This is a genomic window from Desulfosoma sp., assembly GCF_052743555.1.
In genome coordinates this window covers 81,103-95,802 of the sequence record NZ_JBRAHS010000001.1, presented here as the reverse complement: position 1 = coordinate 95,802, position 14,700 = coordinate 81,103, and the positions used below count along the sequence as shown (strand labels likewise).

Genomic DNA, 14,700 nt, shown 5'->3' with positions numbered 1-14,700 from the left:
GGGATCCCCACGTCCACCGCCGCTTCAGGCGGGCTTCACCACCATGCCGGATCGAATACAACGGGTGCAGACTCGCACGCGGCGAATCGTCCCGTCTGAATGCACGTGGCGCACGCGCTGCAGGTTGGGGTACCAGACTTTTTTGGTCTTGTTGTTGGCGTGACTCACGTTATGCCCCACATGAGGCGTCTTCCCACAAAAATGGCATGTGCGACTCATGGCGTGGTCCTTTCTCAATGGGTCAAAGTCCCGAATCGAAAACGCTATATTTTTACGTTGCTCGCTGGCCTTACCGTAACGAACCGGCTCTGTTAGCACAAGCCCGTCCATGGTGTCAAAGGAAATTGATCTCTTGATTCTGCGAACACCTTCTGGAATGACCGAACAAGCGCGAAAGCTTTTTCCATGAAGATGCACTTTCACAGGAGTCGCTGAACTTTTGACGAACAAAAGGCACACCAAAAAAGCCTGAGGGACAGAAATATGGCCGAATTTTTTCAACTCGCGGAAAAGGTTTTGAAAGGCAAAGAACTTTCGAGATCGGAACTCTTGAGCGTCATTGAATGCCAGGATCACAACATATGGGAATTGGTTTTTGCTGCCAATAGCATCAGAGAGCATTTCTTTGGAGACGGTATCCACCTTTGCATGATCCAAAACGCCAAATCCGGCAGGTGTTCGGAGGACTGTGGGTTTTGTGCTCAGTCCGGCTACGCCCATACAAATGTCCCTGTCTATGGATTTGTGGGTAAGGACAAAATCTTGGATTTCATGGAATGTCTTGGGAAAGATGTCCACAGATTCTCCGTGGTGACCAGCGGTAGAAGATTGCTGTCAAAGGATATCCAAGAGTTGTGCCTGGCTTTTGAAGCAGCTCCTAAAGAAAGGGTCGGCCTTTGTGCGTCTTTGGGCACTCTTTCCAGGGAGGACCTCAAACAGCTCAAGCAGGCGGGCCTGACCCGGTATCATCACAATCTCGAGACAGCCCCAAGTTATTTTTCTTCCATTTGTACGACCCACAGCTTTGAAGAGCGCGTCATGACCATAAGGACCGCAAAGGATGTGGGATTGGAGGTGTGCAGTGGGGGCATCTTTGGAATGGGTGAGACCTTCGCGCAGGTGCTGGAATTGGCCCTTGTTCTGAAGGAACTGGACGTGGATGCCGTGCCCGTCAATTTTTTTACTCCCATACCCGGAACGAGGCTTGGTCATCTTCCTGGTCCATCCCCTCTCCAATGTCTAAAGATTATAGCTATTCTGAGGTTCGTGTTGCCTGACAAGGAACTCATCATCTGTGGAGGAAGGGAATATCGTCTTAAAGAACTCCACCCACTCGTCTTTCTTGCGGGGGCGAGTGGGATAATGACCGGAAATTACCTCACCACGAAGGGAAGAAACTATGATGCGGACCGGGAACTTCTCGCGCTCATGCAGTTACGACCCAGGCCCAAAGGCCGGGCAGACCATGCGTTGAGCGAGTGCAAAAATGTGGTGGAAACCTGAAGGCAATTGATGGTCGAGGAACGGACCGGGAAGACACGGTCCATTCGTCGAGCGTGGGGGCTTGTCCAAAAGCCATGGGAGGGCCTTATTGGACAGGGTTTCAAGCCGCCTGGTTCGACTTCCAATGAAGCGTGCCAGTGCTTCCAAAGTTTTTCGGCGAATGAAAAGGCTTCATACCCCCTTTTTCTTGACTGATTCTGCGTGAGCATGATGTGTCGTTTTTTGAAATCCATGTGCGGAGGATTTTCCGTTTAGGGAATAAGTGTGGTATGTGGAATTTCAAGTGCGGCCGATGGCTCATCGCTCTATGAAGAAAAAGCAGAACGGAAAGAGGCTGTGGTGAACGACGGGGTTGTGAGCAAACCATCTCACGTGCTTGTCGTCTTCGGGGACCCGCCGTTGCGTCGAACCATCAACGCGACCCTTCGTAACCTGGGGTATCAGCGCGTGCATGCCGTGGAAAATGGTGTGGAGGCCTTTCAATGGCTTGAGTCGGGGCAGCGGGTCGATGTGGTGATCACCAGTTTGCGCATGACCCGCCTGGACGGCTTTGAACTTTTGGAAAAGCTGCGCTCGCAGCCGGCCACGAAGAGCCTTCCGGTGATTCTCGTGGCGGGAAAGGCCACGGAGCAATTGGTGGCCCAAGCCATTGAAACGGATGCCGACGGGTATCTTCTGATGCCTTTCACCCCTGCGGATCTGGACCGTCGCATCGACGAACTGATGGAACGGCGCACGAAGCCGAGCCTTTATCAGCAATTGCTTTTATCCGGTCAGGCCACCTTGGAGGCGGCTCCTCAGGAATCGATTATGTGGTTTCGGGAAGCCGTCCACGAAAATCCATCCAATCCCATCGGCCATTACTGGCTCGGGCAAGCGTTGGAAAAGGCGGGGTTGGTGGAAGAGGCGGAAAACGCCTACCGCAAGGCGGTAGAGCTGAATCCTTTGCACGTGAAGTCCATGGACCGGCTGAAGGAATTTTATCGAAGAAGCGGCCGCACGGACGAACTCTACGCTATTTTGGTGCGACTCTATCATGCCCGTCCCGATCGCCGCGATGTGGCCCTGGAACTGGGACCTTTGGCCCTTGCCAAAGGGGATATGGAACAGGGGATCGCCTGTTTTGAATTCGTGGTGGGCAGTGTGCGGCATCGGCCCAAGGTTCTGGCGGTCATTTTGGCGAAATTTTATCGATTCAGTGTGCTCCAAGCCGATGTGGCGCGCCTGGCTCTGAGCGTCTACCATGAGGCCGTGGAAAGGGATGCGGAAACCGCCTTTCTGTTGGCTCAGATTCTCACCGCTTGCGGTCATGCGCCGCAGGCTCGAGACGGCTTGGTCAAACTTCTGCGGCGTTCCAAAGAGTTTGAAAAATCTTTCATCATCAGGGTCCATCTCCTCTTGGCTCATATCTACGAAAAGGTTGGCATTGATAGGCTGGCGAAAGAACATCGCGATGCCGCCAAATTCCTCCAGACATCTCAAGACGCCGCACCGAAGCCTCAGCCGCAGTCTTGACAGTACGGCCTCAGCCGCCAGCTTTCCGCCCGGCAAAGGAGCTTGTCTAAGAAGGTCCGGTCCCTTCCACGCTCCACTGATTTTCGGATTTCCCTTGAAGGTCGACCGGGCTTCCAGGAGCTTGCCCGAGATCACCTTCAGGAGGAGCGGTGCAAGGCGCAATGCCTGATCGCGCCTTGCAGCGCTCCTACAGCCTCAAGCTGCATGGACGCGGCCAAGCCATTGTCGGACGAGCTCTCCAGGCCCGTGACGCCTCACAACCGGCGAAGATGTTCTTTGAGCCGGCGCAGAATGTTTTTATCCATGTTTTGGTCGCGGTACACAGCGCGCTCAAAGCTTTGAGCAAACCGGAGGGCGCGCTCTTGCAGGTTGGGATCGTCGATGGTCTTGGCCGATTCTTCCACCCCCTGCCATTCCATTAAGACATAGCCGTGGCGTCGAAGACGCTGAGCGTAGGTTTTACGAAGCCTTTGCGCCGATTGGTGCCTTGAGCGGTACCGCACGGCAGGAACAAGGCACACGAGAACAAGAAATCCAAAGGTGGCCATGGCCGCTGTGCGCAGCCGGCGAAAAGAAAACATTTTCGGAATATCAGAAAAAGAGCCCGCCAAGGTGCGAGCGCGCCGCAGCATGGAAAACTGTCTTTCCACGTCATAGTCCACCACGATGCGAAACCAATAGTAGTTGAGCGTATCCATAAAGAGGCGCCATCGGGCCAGGAGGGAGCGGGTGTAGAGTTGCGCCGGTGTGACCGCAGCGGGTGGTGTGGGATCCACCCGTAACCAGCCCGTGCCGTCCAGGTACACTTCTGTCCACACGTGAGCGTGCTTTTGCAAAACAAGGTAATATCCGCCGGCTTCATTGTAGTATCCGCCCCGGTAGCCTCCCACCAGCCGAGAAGGCACGCCTGCAAGACGGGACAAGACTGCCAGCGCTGAGGCAAAGTATTCGCAGTTGCCTCGGCGATCTTGCAACAAAAAGGTCTCCAAATCTTTAGGAAGATTGTCCAAGGCGTACTGAAAGTCGGCAGATTGAAGAAAAGCAGTAATGGCTTGCACCCGCTTGAGCGGCGATGGCTCATCCAGCCATGACCGGGCCAGGCTCACCACTCCGGGCGAAAGAGAAGGCGGCACGTTCAGTAATTCTGCGCCGGGTGGTCCTTCGTCCCCAAAAGGTGCCGAAAGCCGAGACCAAACCACGTAACGCGTTTTTTTGAAAAGCGGTGAAAAGACGCGAAAGGTGCCGTCGGCTGTCCTTCGCGTGGGAATGCGTTCCACAAGGATTGGGCGGTCCAGCCCAAACAGCACCTCCATGCCGAAGGGTTCCATGAGAATGGTCTGGGGCACATCGCCGGGGTTCACCTTGACAGCATCCGGCAACTCCACCTTTGTTTGCGCTGACGAAGGGCTCCATCGCGTCCCGTCGAAGTGGTCAAAGACCATTCCGCGCCAATACAAATCCTTGGATCCTACCCGAGCCATTTGGGCTCGAAACACCACGGCGGCGTCTTCCTGAATAGACGTCACGTCGCCGAGGCTGACCGTATTGGAAAAACCGGTGCGTCCCATGCCCGGTTTGCCAAAGCCCCACAGAAGATTCAAAAGCGGGAAATCGGTCCTTGGCAGGATGAAAAACAGGATCAGTGCCACAGGAACGGTCAAGATGCCGATGGCCGCCGCCACAGCGCCCAGTTGCGCCACGGCCTTCACGGAAAGTTGTGCCAGAGGGTCGGCCGCTTCCAGGGTCAGAAGCAGTAGAGACACGGTGAGGAAAAAGGCCAGGGGAACGAGAAAGAAAAGAAAAGAGATGCTCATGGACACCAGTCCCAAGCCCAAGAGCAAGAAAAGACACAGCAGATACACCTGCAGATAGTCTCGCTGCATCTGGGCTTCCAGGAGTTTAATGCCCAGGAGCACCAGCACGCCGTCCACGAAGGGTTCCACCAAAAGGTCCGAGCGGATTCGAGAAAGGGACAGCATCATGACGGCCAGCGCCAGCCCGTTCAAAAGATGCCGCGAAAGCGAAAAGGGTTTGAAAAAATGCCGCACCGCCGAGAGGGAGGCAAGCGCCGCAAAGGCGACATGGGCCGCCGGATGCACGATGGAAAAGACGGCACCGTAGCCCAAACCGGCGGACAGATATGTGACGGATAAAAGGACGGTGCTAGTCTTCACCATAAAGGGCCAATACCTTCAAAAGTTCCCTCTTGTGCGGCACAGACGCCTTGGGTTCGTATCTTCGACCTTCCAGAACCAATCCCACGGCCTTTCCGCGACGCATGGCCCGGTGAATGAGGAAAGCGGCACACGACAGGCGGCTTTCCAGATCTTTTGCCGGCAACCGAGCCACATCCACCACCAGAGCCTCTTCGGTGGCAACGGAAAATTCTTTGGTGAGCCACCGGTTAGTTCGTGCCGACGACTTCCAGTGAATCTTCTTGAGGGGATCCCCCGCCTGGTACTCGCGAATGCTGCGCAGATCATGCTCTTCGCCCGTACGGTGCTCCAGATGGGTGTCTTCACCCTGCGCGGTTCGAGGAGAAGGTTTCGCGGCCGGCGGGCACGGCATCAGTTTGGGATAAACGATCAGCGAAGGCAAAGAAGGCAGAAGGCGGGTGCGTTCAAAAAAGCCGAAAGGAAAAGGCGACGATACCCAGATGGGCACGAACGGCACGGCCCCTCGTCGTTCAAAGCGCACAGGGATCGTTCGCACCGCCTCCGCGGCGCGGTCCACGTAAGTGAACAAAACTTCCTCCCGGCCCACATGCACGCACGCCAGGTAGACGGGAAAAAAGCGATGCCGGTTCCGGACCCTCACCAGCACCAGCGCTGGCGTCTGCGCATAGATTTCTTCGGGCCACGAGACGGTCACCTCCACGGCCTCCAAGTTGGATTTTCCCGCCATTCCTGAAAGGAGCATGAATCCGAGAAGTGTGGAGGTGATCACATAGATGAGGTTGTTGGCCGTGTTGACCGCGGCAAAGCCCACAGCGATGGTCAAAAGGATATAGATCGCGCCCGCCTTGGAAATGCGAATTACGCGGGGACGGAAACCTTCTCCAGTATCAATCGGGTGATCTCCTTCGTGTCCGTGGAGGTGTATTCCTCCCTGAAAAACACGCGATGGGCGATCACATACGGAGCCACGGCTTTGACGTCTTCGGGAATCACGTAGTCTCGACCTTCCATAAAGGCATGGGCGCGAGAGGTGTGCAGCAAAGCCAGGGAGCCTCGAGTGGACAGTCCTGCCGTAAGGTATTCGGAACGTCGGGTTTCTTCAATGATGCGCATTATGTAATCCAGTAGGGTTTCCGATGTGATCATGCGTTCTCGAATGAAACGTTGAATATTGAGCACGGTTTCCTGGTCCATGACAGGATCCAGGCTATAGAGTTCTCGGCGCTTGCTTCCGCCCCGCAGGATTTCCAGTTCGGCTTCCCGGCTGGGATATCCGATGCGGATGCGCATCATAAAGCGGTCCATCTGGGATTCCGGCAGCGGAAAGGTGCCGAATTGTTCCGCCGGGTTTTGCGTGGCGATGACAAAAAAGGGCTTGGGCAAATCCATGGTGCGCCCTTCCACAGTCACCTGTTTTTCGCCCATGGCTTCCAGCAGAGCGCTTTGAGTCTTCGGGGTCGCTCGGTTGATTTCGTCCACCAAAATGATGTTGTGAAAAATGGGTCCCGGGTGGAATTCAAAGGCGCCCGCCGTCCGATTAAAGATGGAAAGTCCTGTGATGTCCGTGGGCAGAAGGTCGCTGGTGCATTGAATGCGTCCGAAAGAAAGGCCGAGAATCTTGGCCAGACCGATGGCCAATGTGGTTTTTCCCAATCCTGGCAGATCTTCAATGAGCAAGTGGCCGCGTGAAAAAAAACAGATGAAGGCCAGGCGCATGGGCCTTTCTTTGCCATGCAGGTAGCGGCCGAGGGTCTGCATCGCCCTCGCGATGGCCTCATGAGCTCGTTCCATCTCTTCGAGGTCAGGGGCCGAACCTTTGCGGTTTGCGGGCCCTTCCACGGGCGAGACCTCGTGCCCCGTGAGCAGCTCTCTTTCCATGGCCCTACATCAGGCGAACGGGGACATCTTCGGGCCGGCGCGCCACAATTTCCCCTATTCGGTACGCCCTGTAGCCCATGCCGGCCAGGCGTCCTAGAATGTCGTCCAGATCCACGGCGTCCACCACTATCACGTATCCAATGCCGCAATTGAACACCCGGTACATTTCCTTTGGCGATACCTTGCCGGCCTCCTGCAGGAACCGAAAAACAGGGGGCATTTCCCAAGCCGAAGGGTCGATGACGGCCTGGCATTGCTTGGGGAGGATGCGGGACACGTTATCGGGAAATCCGCCGCCGGTGATGTGCGCCATGCCCTTGATGGGAAATTGCCGAAGAAGGCGCAGCACCGGCTCCACGTAAATGCGCGTGGGTTCCAACAACTCCTCGGCAACCGTGCGGCCGCATTCCTCCAGGTAGCTGTCCGGCTTCAAGCCCAGCTCATCCATCACGATGCGGCGCACCAGCGTGTAGCCATTGGAATGCAGCCCGCTGGAAGCTAGCCCCACGATCTGCTGTCCCACGCGAATGGTGGACCCGTCGATGATGTCCGCGTTATCGACGAGCCCCACGGCAAATCCGGCCATGTCGTATTCATTGTCGGGATAAAAACCGGGCATTTCGGCGGTTTCCCCTCCGATAAGGGAGCAGTTGGCTTGTTTACAGCCAGCGACGATGCCTCGAATGATGGCTTCCACGCGATCCAGATCGATGGAGCCCATAGCCAGATAATCCAAGAAAAACAATGGGCGAGCGCCCTGGGCCAGAATGTCGTTGACGCACATGGCCACCAGGTCGATGCCCACGGTGTCGTGCTTGTCCGCCCACACGGCCACCTTGAGCTTGGTGCCCACGCCGTCCGTGGAAGACACCAGCACGGGGTTTTTCAACTGCGTGCAATCGATACTGTAGAGCCCCCCAAAGCCGCCGATGTCTGTGATGACGTTGGCATGAAAGGTCGTCTGTACCAAAGGGCGGATTCGGGAAACCAGCGTATTGGCCTTTTCCAGGTCCACTCCGGCATCTCGATAACGCGACTCTTCCGACATCGTTTGAAGATCCCCTTCGGGCTCAGGGTATGGGTGAAGACCTTCGGGTCAGAAAAAAAGCACCTTCAAGGTCCCACATCTTAAAGCGGGCGAGCGATGCGTGTCAATCGACCGAGACGACGGCTTCGGGAACGACGGCCTGAAGCCAGGCGCCCAGGGCTTGCTGCAGCAGATTCTCGGTGCGCCGAACATCCAGCCGGTACTTTTCGGGAATGAAGCATAGGTCCACCGTCCAGACACCGCGCACCCGCCCAAGAAAAGGGACATGTTCCAAAGCGGATTGTGGCGCTTGAGCCAGGCAGCTCATGGCCGCGTTCAAAATGGGCTTGCACGCTTTGATCTTGGCATTCTGCACGGAAAAGTTATTGGCCATGAAGCGCACTTCAGGCCAGGGCAGTGATTCCTGAGCAGCTTCATCCACGAGACCATCCTGCATGAGAAAGAAAAAGGGGGCGACCACGGCCGACACCAAACGCGCGCTCGACATGGGTGTCTCCTCCAGCAGGCGGGTCAGGACGTCTTTAAGTTTTTCTCTTTGCGGGTTCATGGAAACAATGGGAATGGATTCCAGGGACCGTTGAAGGTGGTCCTTGACCGCTTCGGCACATGGGGTCGCACACACCAGGGCGGGCTGCATGCCCGTGTGGCGCACGACGGCGTGGAGCGCCTTCAAGGGAAGTTCCGACGGATCCTTGACCACAAGCACGGTGAGTCCCACAGGCTGAGGCTTTTCGGCCCTCAGGAGGACCGTGCGAACCCTTGCGGCGTCGGGGACAAGGCATTGGGCGATCTGTTCCAAATCTTCCTTTTCGAGAAAGGCCACTTCCGCCGCCTGGATAATATGGTCCACGGCCACCACCTGAAGGAGGTGGCGGTGATGCTCAAAAGGTGGATGCACTGCGGCCCACTCTTCGTAGGTCAGGATCTGGAGTTCTTTTTTCAGAGCCTGCGGAAGCCGCTCAATGCTGTCTTCACCGCGCAGATTTTGTTTGGGAACAAGACGGGTGGTGCAGCCGGCATCCGCGGCGGCTTCCAGCTTGATGGCGATGCCCCCGACCGCGGTGATGCGCCCGTGGGTGTCGATTTCTCCCGTCATGGCCACGTCCCTGCGAATGGGCTTCTGGGACAAGGCCGAAGCCAGAGCCAGTGCGATGGCGCTTCCAGCCGATGGGCCGTCCTTTTGACTGGATCCGCCCATGAAATGCAAATGAATGGGAGAACCCACACGCCGCAGGTCGATCTGCAGCGCATCGGCGCATTGCAGTATGCCGGTCATGGCCACCTTGCGGCTTTCGTCCATGACCTTTTGAATATTGCCCGTGGCATGCACCAGGCTCATGTACCCTGCAGGACTTTCCAAGGGCACTTCCGTGCCGAAGCGAATGGGGGTTGCTTGAATGGGAATCACCGAGCCCACACCCAGTTCCACATTGACGCCCAAAGCCAGAATTTCGCCGATCCGGTCTTCCTCACTGATTTTCCACGGCCGTATGGGAGCATCCAGGTATTCCTTGATCTTCTGCCGCGTGATCCACACAGGCCTCGGTGCGCCGTCCACCAGCTCCTTACGCTGAATGCGAAAGAAAAGGGTGCGCAAAAGGCGTTCCAGATCTCGAACCCCTGCTTCGTAGGTGTATTCGCGCACCAAATGCCGAAGCAGTTCCTGTTCTTCATCGGGACGAAAGGCGATATCGGTATCCTGGATGTTGTAGCGGGCTCGCAAACGCCCGATGAGATGATGGCGCGCAATGGCCACCTTTTCTTCGACGCTGTAACGGTCTAAGAAAACGATTTCGCAGCGGTTTGCTACAGGAGGGGGCACGGTTTCCAGAGTATTGGCGGTCAAAATGAAATGGCAGTTGCTCAGATCAATATCCACGGTGGTTTGCGTGTACTTGTCGTGAAACAAATGGTTTTGTTCAGGATCCAGGATTTCCAACAGGGTGGCGATGGCGAACTTTTCCGTCTTATCCGCCTCGTCAAGAATGAACATTCCGTTCATGCATCCCATCTTGATGAGGCCTTGAACGATGGCTCCCGGTTTGGACCCTTCGTAAGTGAACCCGTGCCCTCGAAGGTCCGATTCGTCCCGCATGCCGCCTAGGGAAATCTTGTGGTAAGGAATGCCCAGGTTTTGCGCTATGGAAATAGCCAGCGAGGTTTTGCCGACACCCGGAGGCCCGACAAAGAGAAAGGCGCTTCCGGTCCGTTCCCAGCCTTCCGTCCTGAGGGGATCCAACTGCCGGTACCGACGAATGAGGTTGGTGAAAAAGTCGCACACAACTTCTTTCGGCCGATCCAATCCATAGTGGGTACGATGCAACCCTTCTTCAAAGTCCTGCACACGCACTTTGATGGGCTTGATTTTTTTCCACGGAATGGACAGCAGCGTTTCAATGAGTTCGCTGTATTTGGCGCCGCTGTGCCCGGCCGCAAGGGTTTTGTTCTTTTCGATGATTTCGATCACCTGCGGCGGATAGGCCGGGTTGTTTTTGGCTTCCTCGATGCGGTCCTTGAGACTTCTAACCACCACCGCCGGTTTGGGAGCTTCCTCCGGCTTCGGGGGAGGGGCCAGAGGGCGGACGCCGGGGCGTTGCAGAAACATTTTGCAGTGCTTGGCAAAGAGCCCGAACAGGCCCTCGTCGTCCTTATGTTCCACATCCTCCTGGGGCACACCCAATTCGTGAAAGAGGCCCCAGAGACCCCAGCGGTCTCGAAAGGCCATGAGCACCCGAGGCGCTTCGGCGGGGTCGGTTTCCAGGAGCGTATCAAAACCGCGAAAGAGCTTTTCCAGAAAAGCCGTCCGTTGCACCAGGGAGAGCAGGGTCTGGCGGCTGCGGTTCCAGCACTCTCCCAGAGCCTGCACGCGGCAGTCCGTATCCAGGCCCCTCAATGTCTGTGCAAAAAAGGCTTCGTCAAGATCCGCCAGCCAAGAACTGGCCCTCAAGACCATGCGGTAGACCACGGAAGCGGTGGCTGTTCCCTGTGCTTGGGCATCAAAGAGGGCCAAGTAGTCGGATCCTTGAATGCCCACCATTTCATCGCTGAGAATCTGCACCAGGAGCCGATAAAAAGTGGGATCGTCCTCCGCTTTTTCCACAGCGAAAGCCGCATCGTTGGCCACTACCGTCGTTTCCGGCGTCTTGGGGTACAGAAGGTGTTCCATCTGGTGTCGGATCAAGAATTCCGCGAAGGCCAGAGCCTTCCGCTCCTCCTCAGTGCCTTCGGTGACCAGCCCTTTGGAGTCCCCGGGAAGCACAAAGGCCAAATAGTCAAAGAATCGTTCATGGATGGCCAGGACCCACTGAGGGTCGCGCCGAAAAAGAAGGCTCAAGGGCGCGATGAGCCTTTGGTCGTCTTCCAGTCGTTCCAGGCGCACACGGTCCATGACCAGGGCGCTGTGTCGAGGGTCGGTGCCGCGTCGAGCGCGAAAGTACGGCAGAACACGCCGTTCCACGATGGTCTTCAGCACACCAAGGACGCGGGCGATGTCGTCTTCTTCCGGGTAAGGCAATCCTTCAAGCACCTGGCGATTAAAGGTCACCGGAAACATGGGTTCTCCTTAGCCTCGGTTCCTTCATCCATGCGGCGGGACCGTAAACGGTTCGCCATAAGACGGGGTGGCTCACTGTACCACCCAAACCGTGCATTCCCTGGCTTCGCGAATGATCTTGCTGGAGACACTGCCGAAAAGAAATTCTTCCCGCTTGCTCATGCCACGCCGTCCCACCACCACCGTCTGGTATCCTCCACGCCGCTGCTCCTCCAGGAGTGTGTTGGCCACATTGTCTCCAGGCGCACACACCTGGATTTTCATGGTAATGCGATCCTCAGGGACGCCCAATGTGACCAGTCGGGCCTGCATGGCTTCCAGTTGTCGTAAGGCACGCCGATGTCTTTTTTCCAGCTCGAGTTCTCTGTGTTCCCGATCAGGGTGAATGTCCGGCTGAGGGCCGATGAGCACATGAAAGAGGGTCACGAGGACATCCTCGTGAGGGCGAAGCATGGTCCCCACGTAGTCCAGAGCCCGTTGGGCATTGGCGGAACAATCGATACCCACCAGCATCTTATGGCCCATGGGGCACCTCCCACAAAAACGAACGAAAAGCAATTTCCAGATCTTCCATGAATTCTTGCGCCGATTCGTAGAACACATCCGCCCCGGCGGCAAAGTGCATGAGCACCTTGTTAAGGGTTTCCCTCAGGTAAGGGAAAATCTTTTTGAGGTTCATGAGGCGGTTGGTGATAAAGAGGGAAAAATCTTCTTCGCGCAAAGTGGGCAAGGCCGCCTGAAACGGGGATCGAGGCGATTTCAGGTCGTGGAGAGTGTGAAAACCCTTTCCGGCCGCAAACAAGAGGATGTTTCCCAAGCCGAACAAGTCCACCCCGTGAGGCTGGCCGGGCCATTCGTAGGTGTAGTCGAAATCGATCCAACGATAGCGGCCGGTGGTGTGTTCCACAATCAGGTGATCGTTGCGAATATCCCCGTGAATTTCTCCCATCTGGTGCAGGTCTTTGATGGCATAAAAAGCCTTCATGAGGTGGGTCAAAATGCCGGGAAAGACTTCGTAGTAATAAGTTTCATGGTCCATGGGCACATTGTGCACCAGGTCGTAAAAAGTTGGGCCTGCAATGCGTTCGATGACCCGCACGGGGTTGTGGGCCTCGTCGTAGAGGGTGGCCTTGCATGAATCGCGTGTCGCTTGCGGTGCGTTCCAGAATTCGAGATTCCTTGTGAGGACTGCGAAAACATCGAATGCGTTCTTCTCCCAGGTGCATAAAAAACGACTCAAAGAAGGCCAGCTTTAGTATTTTCACCGACCCATCATGGAGGTCCACCACGCGCTTAACCCAAAACTTGGGTTCCCCGTCCAAGCCGAACCGACCTTCAAATTCTTCGCCCTTGACATAAAACAGGCGGTTTTGCACGGCGATGCAGTCTCCGGCCTTGATGTCCATAAATTGCGTGGTGTCCGTGTGAATGCGAATGTTTTCCGGAACCGAGAAAGGCGTGTGGCATTGAATGAGATCGCGCAGGTGAGAAAGGGACATGACTCTTTTCGCCTTTGAATCAATGGGGTTTGGATTCGCGTTGCAGAACGCTTCGAGCGGCCAGCATGCCGCTTACAGACGCCTGCAGCAGACCTCGAGTGATCCCCGCTCCGTCTCCGGCGGCGAAGAGGTTGCGGACGGATGTTTCCAGTTGTTCGTTGAGCTGAATGCGGTGGGAATAGAATTTCACTTCCACGCCGTAGAGCAGCGTGTGGCGTGAGGCGGTTCCGGGAGCGATTTTGTCCAGAGCCTGCAGCATTTCCACGATTCCCAGCAGATGCCGGTAGGGAAACACATAACTCAGGTCTCCGGGAACGGCTTCTGTCAGGGTTGGTCGGGTCAGGCATCGGGCCAGGCGTTCCCGCGTGGTGCGCCGCCCAGCCATCAGGTCTCCCAGGCGCTGCACAATGACGCCTTTCCCCAGCAGGTTGGCCAGTCGAGCGATATAGCGTCCGTAGGCGATGGGATCGTCAAAGGGTTCCGTAAAGGCGCTGCTCACCAGAAGGGCGAAGTTGGTGTTGGCCGTCTTTTTGCCGGCGTAACTGTGGCCGTTGACGGTGATCATGGATCCGTTGCGTTCCTGAACCACTTCGCCGTAAGGATTCATGCAAAAGGTGCGCACTTTGTCGTCAAAGGCCTTGGTGTAGTAAACGAGCTTGGATTCATAGGTGATGTCGGTGATGGCCTTGAAGACGACGGCCGGCAGTTCCACACGCACGCCGATGTCCACGGGACTGGCCTGGCTGGGCAGTCCCAGAAGTCGAGCTTGTTCCTTCATCCACGGCGCGCCGGATCGGCCGGGGGCGGCGATGACGTAGCGGCAGCGGACAAGGCGCCCGTCGGACAGTTCCACGCCCTGCACGGTCCCTTCCTCGGCTAGAATGCGCACCGCTTGGCACTGCGTTCGAACCTGCACCGATTTTTCCACGGCTTTTTTCAGCCGATCCAGCACGATCAAACAGTTTTCCGTGCCGATGTGACGAACCGTCATGGGAATGAGTTCCAGATCGGCGAGCCGGGCGCGATCGGCCAGATCCTCCATCTCGGGCGTCATGCCGCCATAGAGGCGGTCCGGGGCTCCGAAACGCACATAGATGGTGTCGGCTTTGTAGAGTAGCTCTTTTAGGGCGGCCGTGCCCACAAGATCGGCGAGAAATCCGCCCACCTCGGGAGAAAGCGTCAGCTTCCCGTCGCTAAAGGCGCCTGCGCCGCCCCAGCCGCACAACATGTCGTCGGCACCGCGGCGACGGCGCTCATGAAGATCCTTGCCTTGTTCCACGAGCAAAACGGGAGCAAGACCGGATTCGGCCAAGGTCAGCGCCGCAAAGATGCCCGCCGGGCCCGCGCCGATGATCACCGCCACATAGTCCATACTTTTGCGTCCTTGGACCAAGGGTTCACCCGGAGTCTGAAACCGATTCAAGGCACAGTAGCAGAGGAGAAAAAGGTCGGCAAAGAACTTTCCTTGCCCTGCTTGAGAATCTGATTGACAGAGAATCCACTCTATTAGAAAGCATGAGTCCGCCG

At 56.5% G+C, this 14,700-nt stretch carries 12 protein-coding genes; 2 read left to right on the top strand and 10 right to left on the bottom strand.

Annotated features, from left to right (window positions below; translation table 11 throughout):
- Positions 1 to 24 precede the first annotated feature (24 nt).
- Entirely contained in the window at positions 25 to 219 is a 195-nt protein-coding gene (gene rpmB / locus ACUVSA_RS00420) for a 50S ribosomal protein L28 (protein WP_445893376.1), read from the bottom strand.
- Positions 220 to 483: 264 nt separating this feature from the next.
- Between rpmB and bioB the strand changes: the two genes are divergently transcribed.
- Positions 484 to 1,503 carry a biotin synthase BioB gene (gene bioB / locus ACUVSA_RS00415; RefSeq protein ID WP_445893375.1) on the top strand — a complete coding sequence of 340 codons (1,020 nt, stop codon included), beginning with the start codon at positions 484 to 486 and terminating at the stop codon, positions 1,501 to 1,503.
- Positions 1,504 to 1,857: 354 nt separating this feature from the next.
- Complete coding sequence (locus ACUVSA_RS00410) at positions 1,858 to 3,018, top strand: response regulator (RefSeq protein ID WP_445893374.1); 1,161 nt, start codon at positions 1,858 to 1,860, stop codon at positions 3,016 to 3,018.
- Between the two features lie 254 nt (positions 3,019 to 3,272).
- Here ACUVSA_RS00410 and ACUVSA_RS00405 read toward each other — a convergent pair whose 3' ends face one another.
- From ACUVSA_RS00405 to ACUVSA_RS00365, 9 genes are all read right to left on the bottom strand, one after another.
- A complete protein-coding gene (locus tag ACUVSA_RS00405; protein ID WP_445893373.1) occupies positions 3,273 to 5,195 on the bottom strand; it encodes a transglutaminase family protein in 1,923 nt (640 codons plus the stop codon).
- Positions 5,182 to 6,018 (bottom strand): DUF58 domain-containing protein, encoded by an 837-nt coding sequence (locus tag ACUVSA_RS00400; protein WP_445891385.1) that lies wholly within the window; start codon positions 6,016 to 6,018, stop codon positions 5,182 to 5,184. Before ACUVSA_RS00400 ends, ACUVSA_RS00405 begins: the two co-directional genes overlap by 14 nt.
- Before the next feature lie 35 nt (positions 6,019 to 6,053).
- Entirely contained in the window at positions 6,054 to 6,986 is a 933-nt protein-coding gene (locus ACUVSA_RS00395; RefSeq protein WP_445893524.1) for an AAA family ATPase, read from the bottom strand.
- Between the two features lie 91 nt (positions 6,987 to 7,077).
- A complete protein-coding gene (gene purM / locus ACUVSA_RS00390; RefSeq protein WP_445891386.1) occupies positions 7,078 to 8,121 on the bottom strand; it encodes a phosphoribosylformylglycinamidine cyclo-ligase in 1,044 nt (347 codons plus the stop codon).
- Between the two features lie 103 nt (positions 8,122 to 8,224).
- A complete protein-coding gene (locus ACUVSA_RS00385) occupies positions 8,225 to 11,674 on the bottom strand; it encodes a S16 family serine protease (protein WP_445893372.1) in 3,450 nt (1,149 codons plus the stop codon).
- Between the two features lie 72 nt (positions 11,675 to 11,746).
- A complete protein-coding gene (locus ACUVSA_RS00380; RefSeq protein WP_445893371.1) occupies positions 11,747 to 12,199 on the bottom strand; it encodes a universal stress protein in 453 nt (150 codons plus the stop codon).
- Complete coding sequence (locus tag ACUVSA_RS00375) at positions 12,189 to 12,773, bottom strand: hypothetical protein (protein WP_445893370.1); 585 nt, start codon at positions 12,771 to 12,773, stop codon at positions 12,189 to 12,191. Before ACUVSA_RS00375 ends, ACUVSA_RS00380 begins: the two co-directional genes overlap by 11 nt.
- Positions 12,703 to 13,173: a hypothetical protein gene (locus ACUVSA_RS00370; protein WP_445893369.1), complete on the bottom strand. Its 471-nt coding sequence runs from the start codon at positions 13,171 to 13,173 to the stop codon at positions 12,703 to 12,705. Before ACUVSA_RS00370 ends, ACUVSA_RS00375 begins: the two co-directional genes overlap by 71 nt.
- Before the next feature lie 19 nt (positions 13,174 to 13,192).
- Positions 13,193 to 14,545, bottom strand: coding sequence for an NAD(P)/FAD-dependent oxidoreductase (locus ACUVSA_RS00365; protein WP_445893368.1), 1,353 nt, complete (start codon positions 14,543 to 14,545; stop codon positions 13,193 to 13,195).
- Positions 14,546 to 14,700 lie beyond the last annotated feature (155 nt).

Coding starts and splice junctions, on each gene's coding strand:
- rpmB (WP_445893376.1), bottom strand. CDS start 219: ATGAGTCGCACATGCCATTTTTGTGGGAAGACGCCTCATGTGGGGCAT.
- bioB (WP_445893375.1), top strand. CDS start 484: ATGGCCGAATTTTTTCAACTCGCGGAAAAGGTTTTGAAAGGCAAAGAA.
- ACUVSA_RS00405 (WP_445893373.1), bottom strand. CDS start 5,195: ATGGTGAAGACTAGCACCGTCCTTTTATCCGTCACATATCTGTCCGCC.
- ACUVSA_RS00395 (WP_445893524.1), bottom strand. CDS start 6,986: ATGGAACGAGCTCATGAGGCCATCGCGAGGGCGATGCAGACCCTCGGC.
- purM (WP_445891386.1), bottom strand. CDS start 8,121: ATGTCGGAAGAGTCGCGTTATCGAGATGCCGGAGTGGACCTGGAAAAG.
- ACUVSA_RS00385 (WP_445893372.1), bottom strand. CDS start 11,674: ATGTTTCCGGTGACCTTTAATCGCCAGGTGCTTGAAGGATTGCCTTAC.
- ACUVSA_RS00380 (WP_445893371.1), bottom strand. CDS start 12,199: ATGGGCCATAAGATGCTGGTGGGTATCGATTGTTCCGCCAATGCCCAA.
- ACUVSA_RS00370 (WP_445893369.1), bottom strand. CDS start 13,173: ATGTCCCTTTCTCACCTGCGCGATCTCATTCAATGCCACACGCCTTTC.
- ACUVSA_RS00365 (WP_445893368.1), bottom strand. CDS start 14,545: ATGGACTATGTGGCGGTGATCATCGGCGCGGGCCCGGCGGGCATCTTT.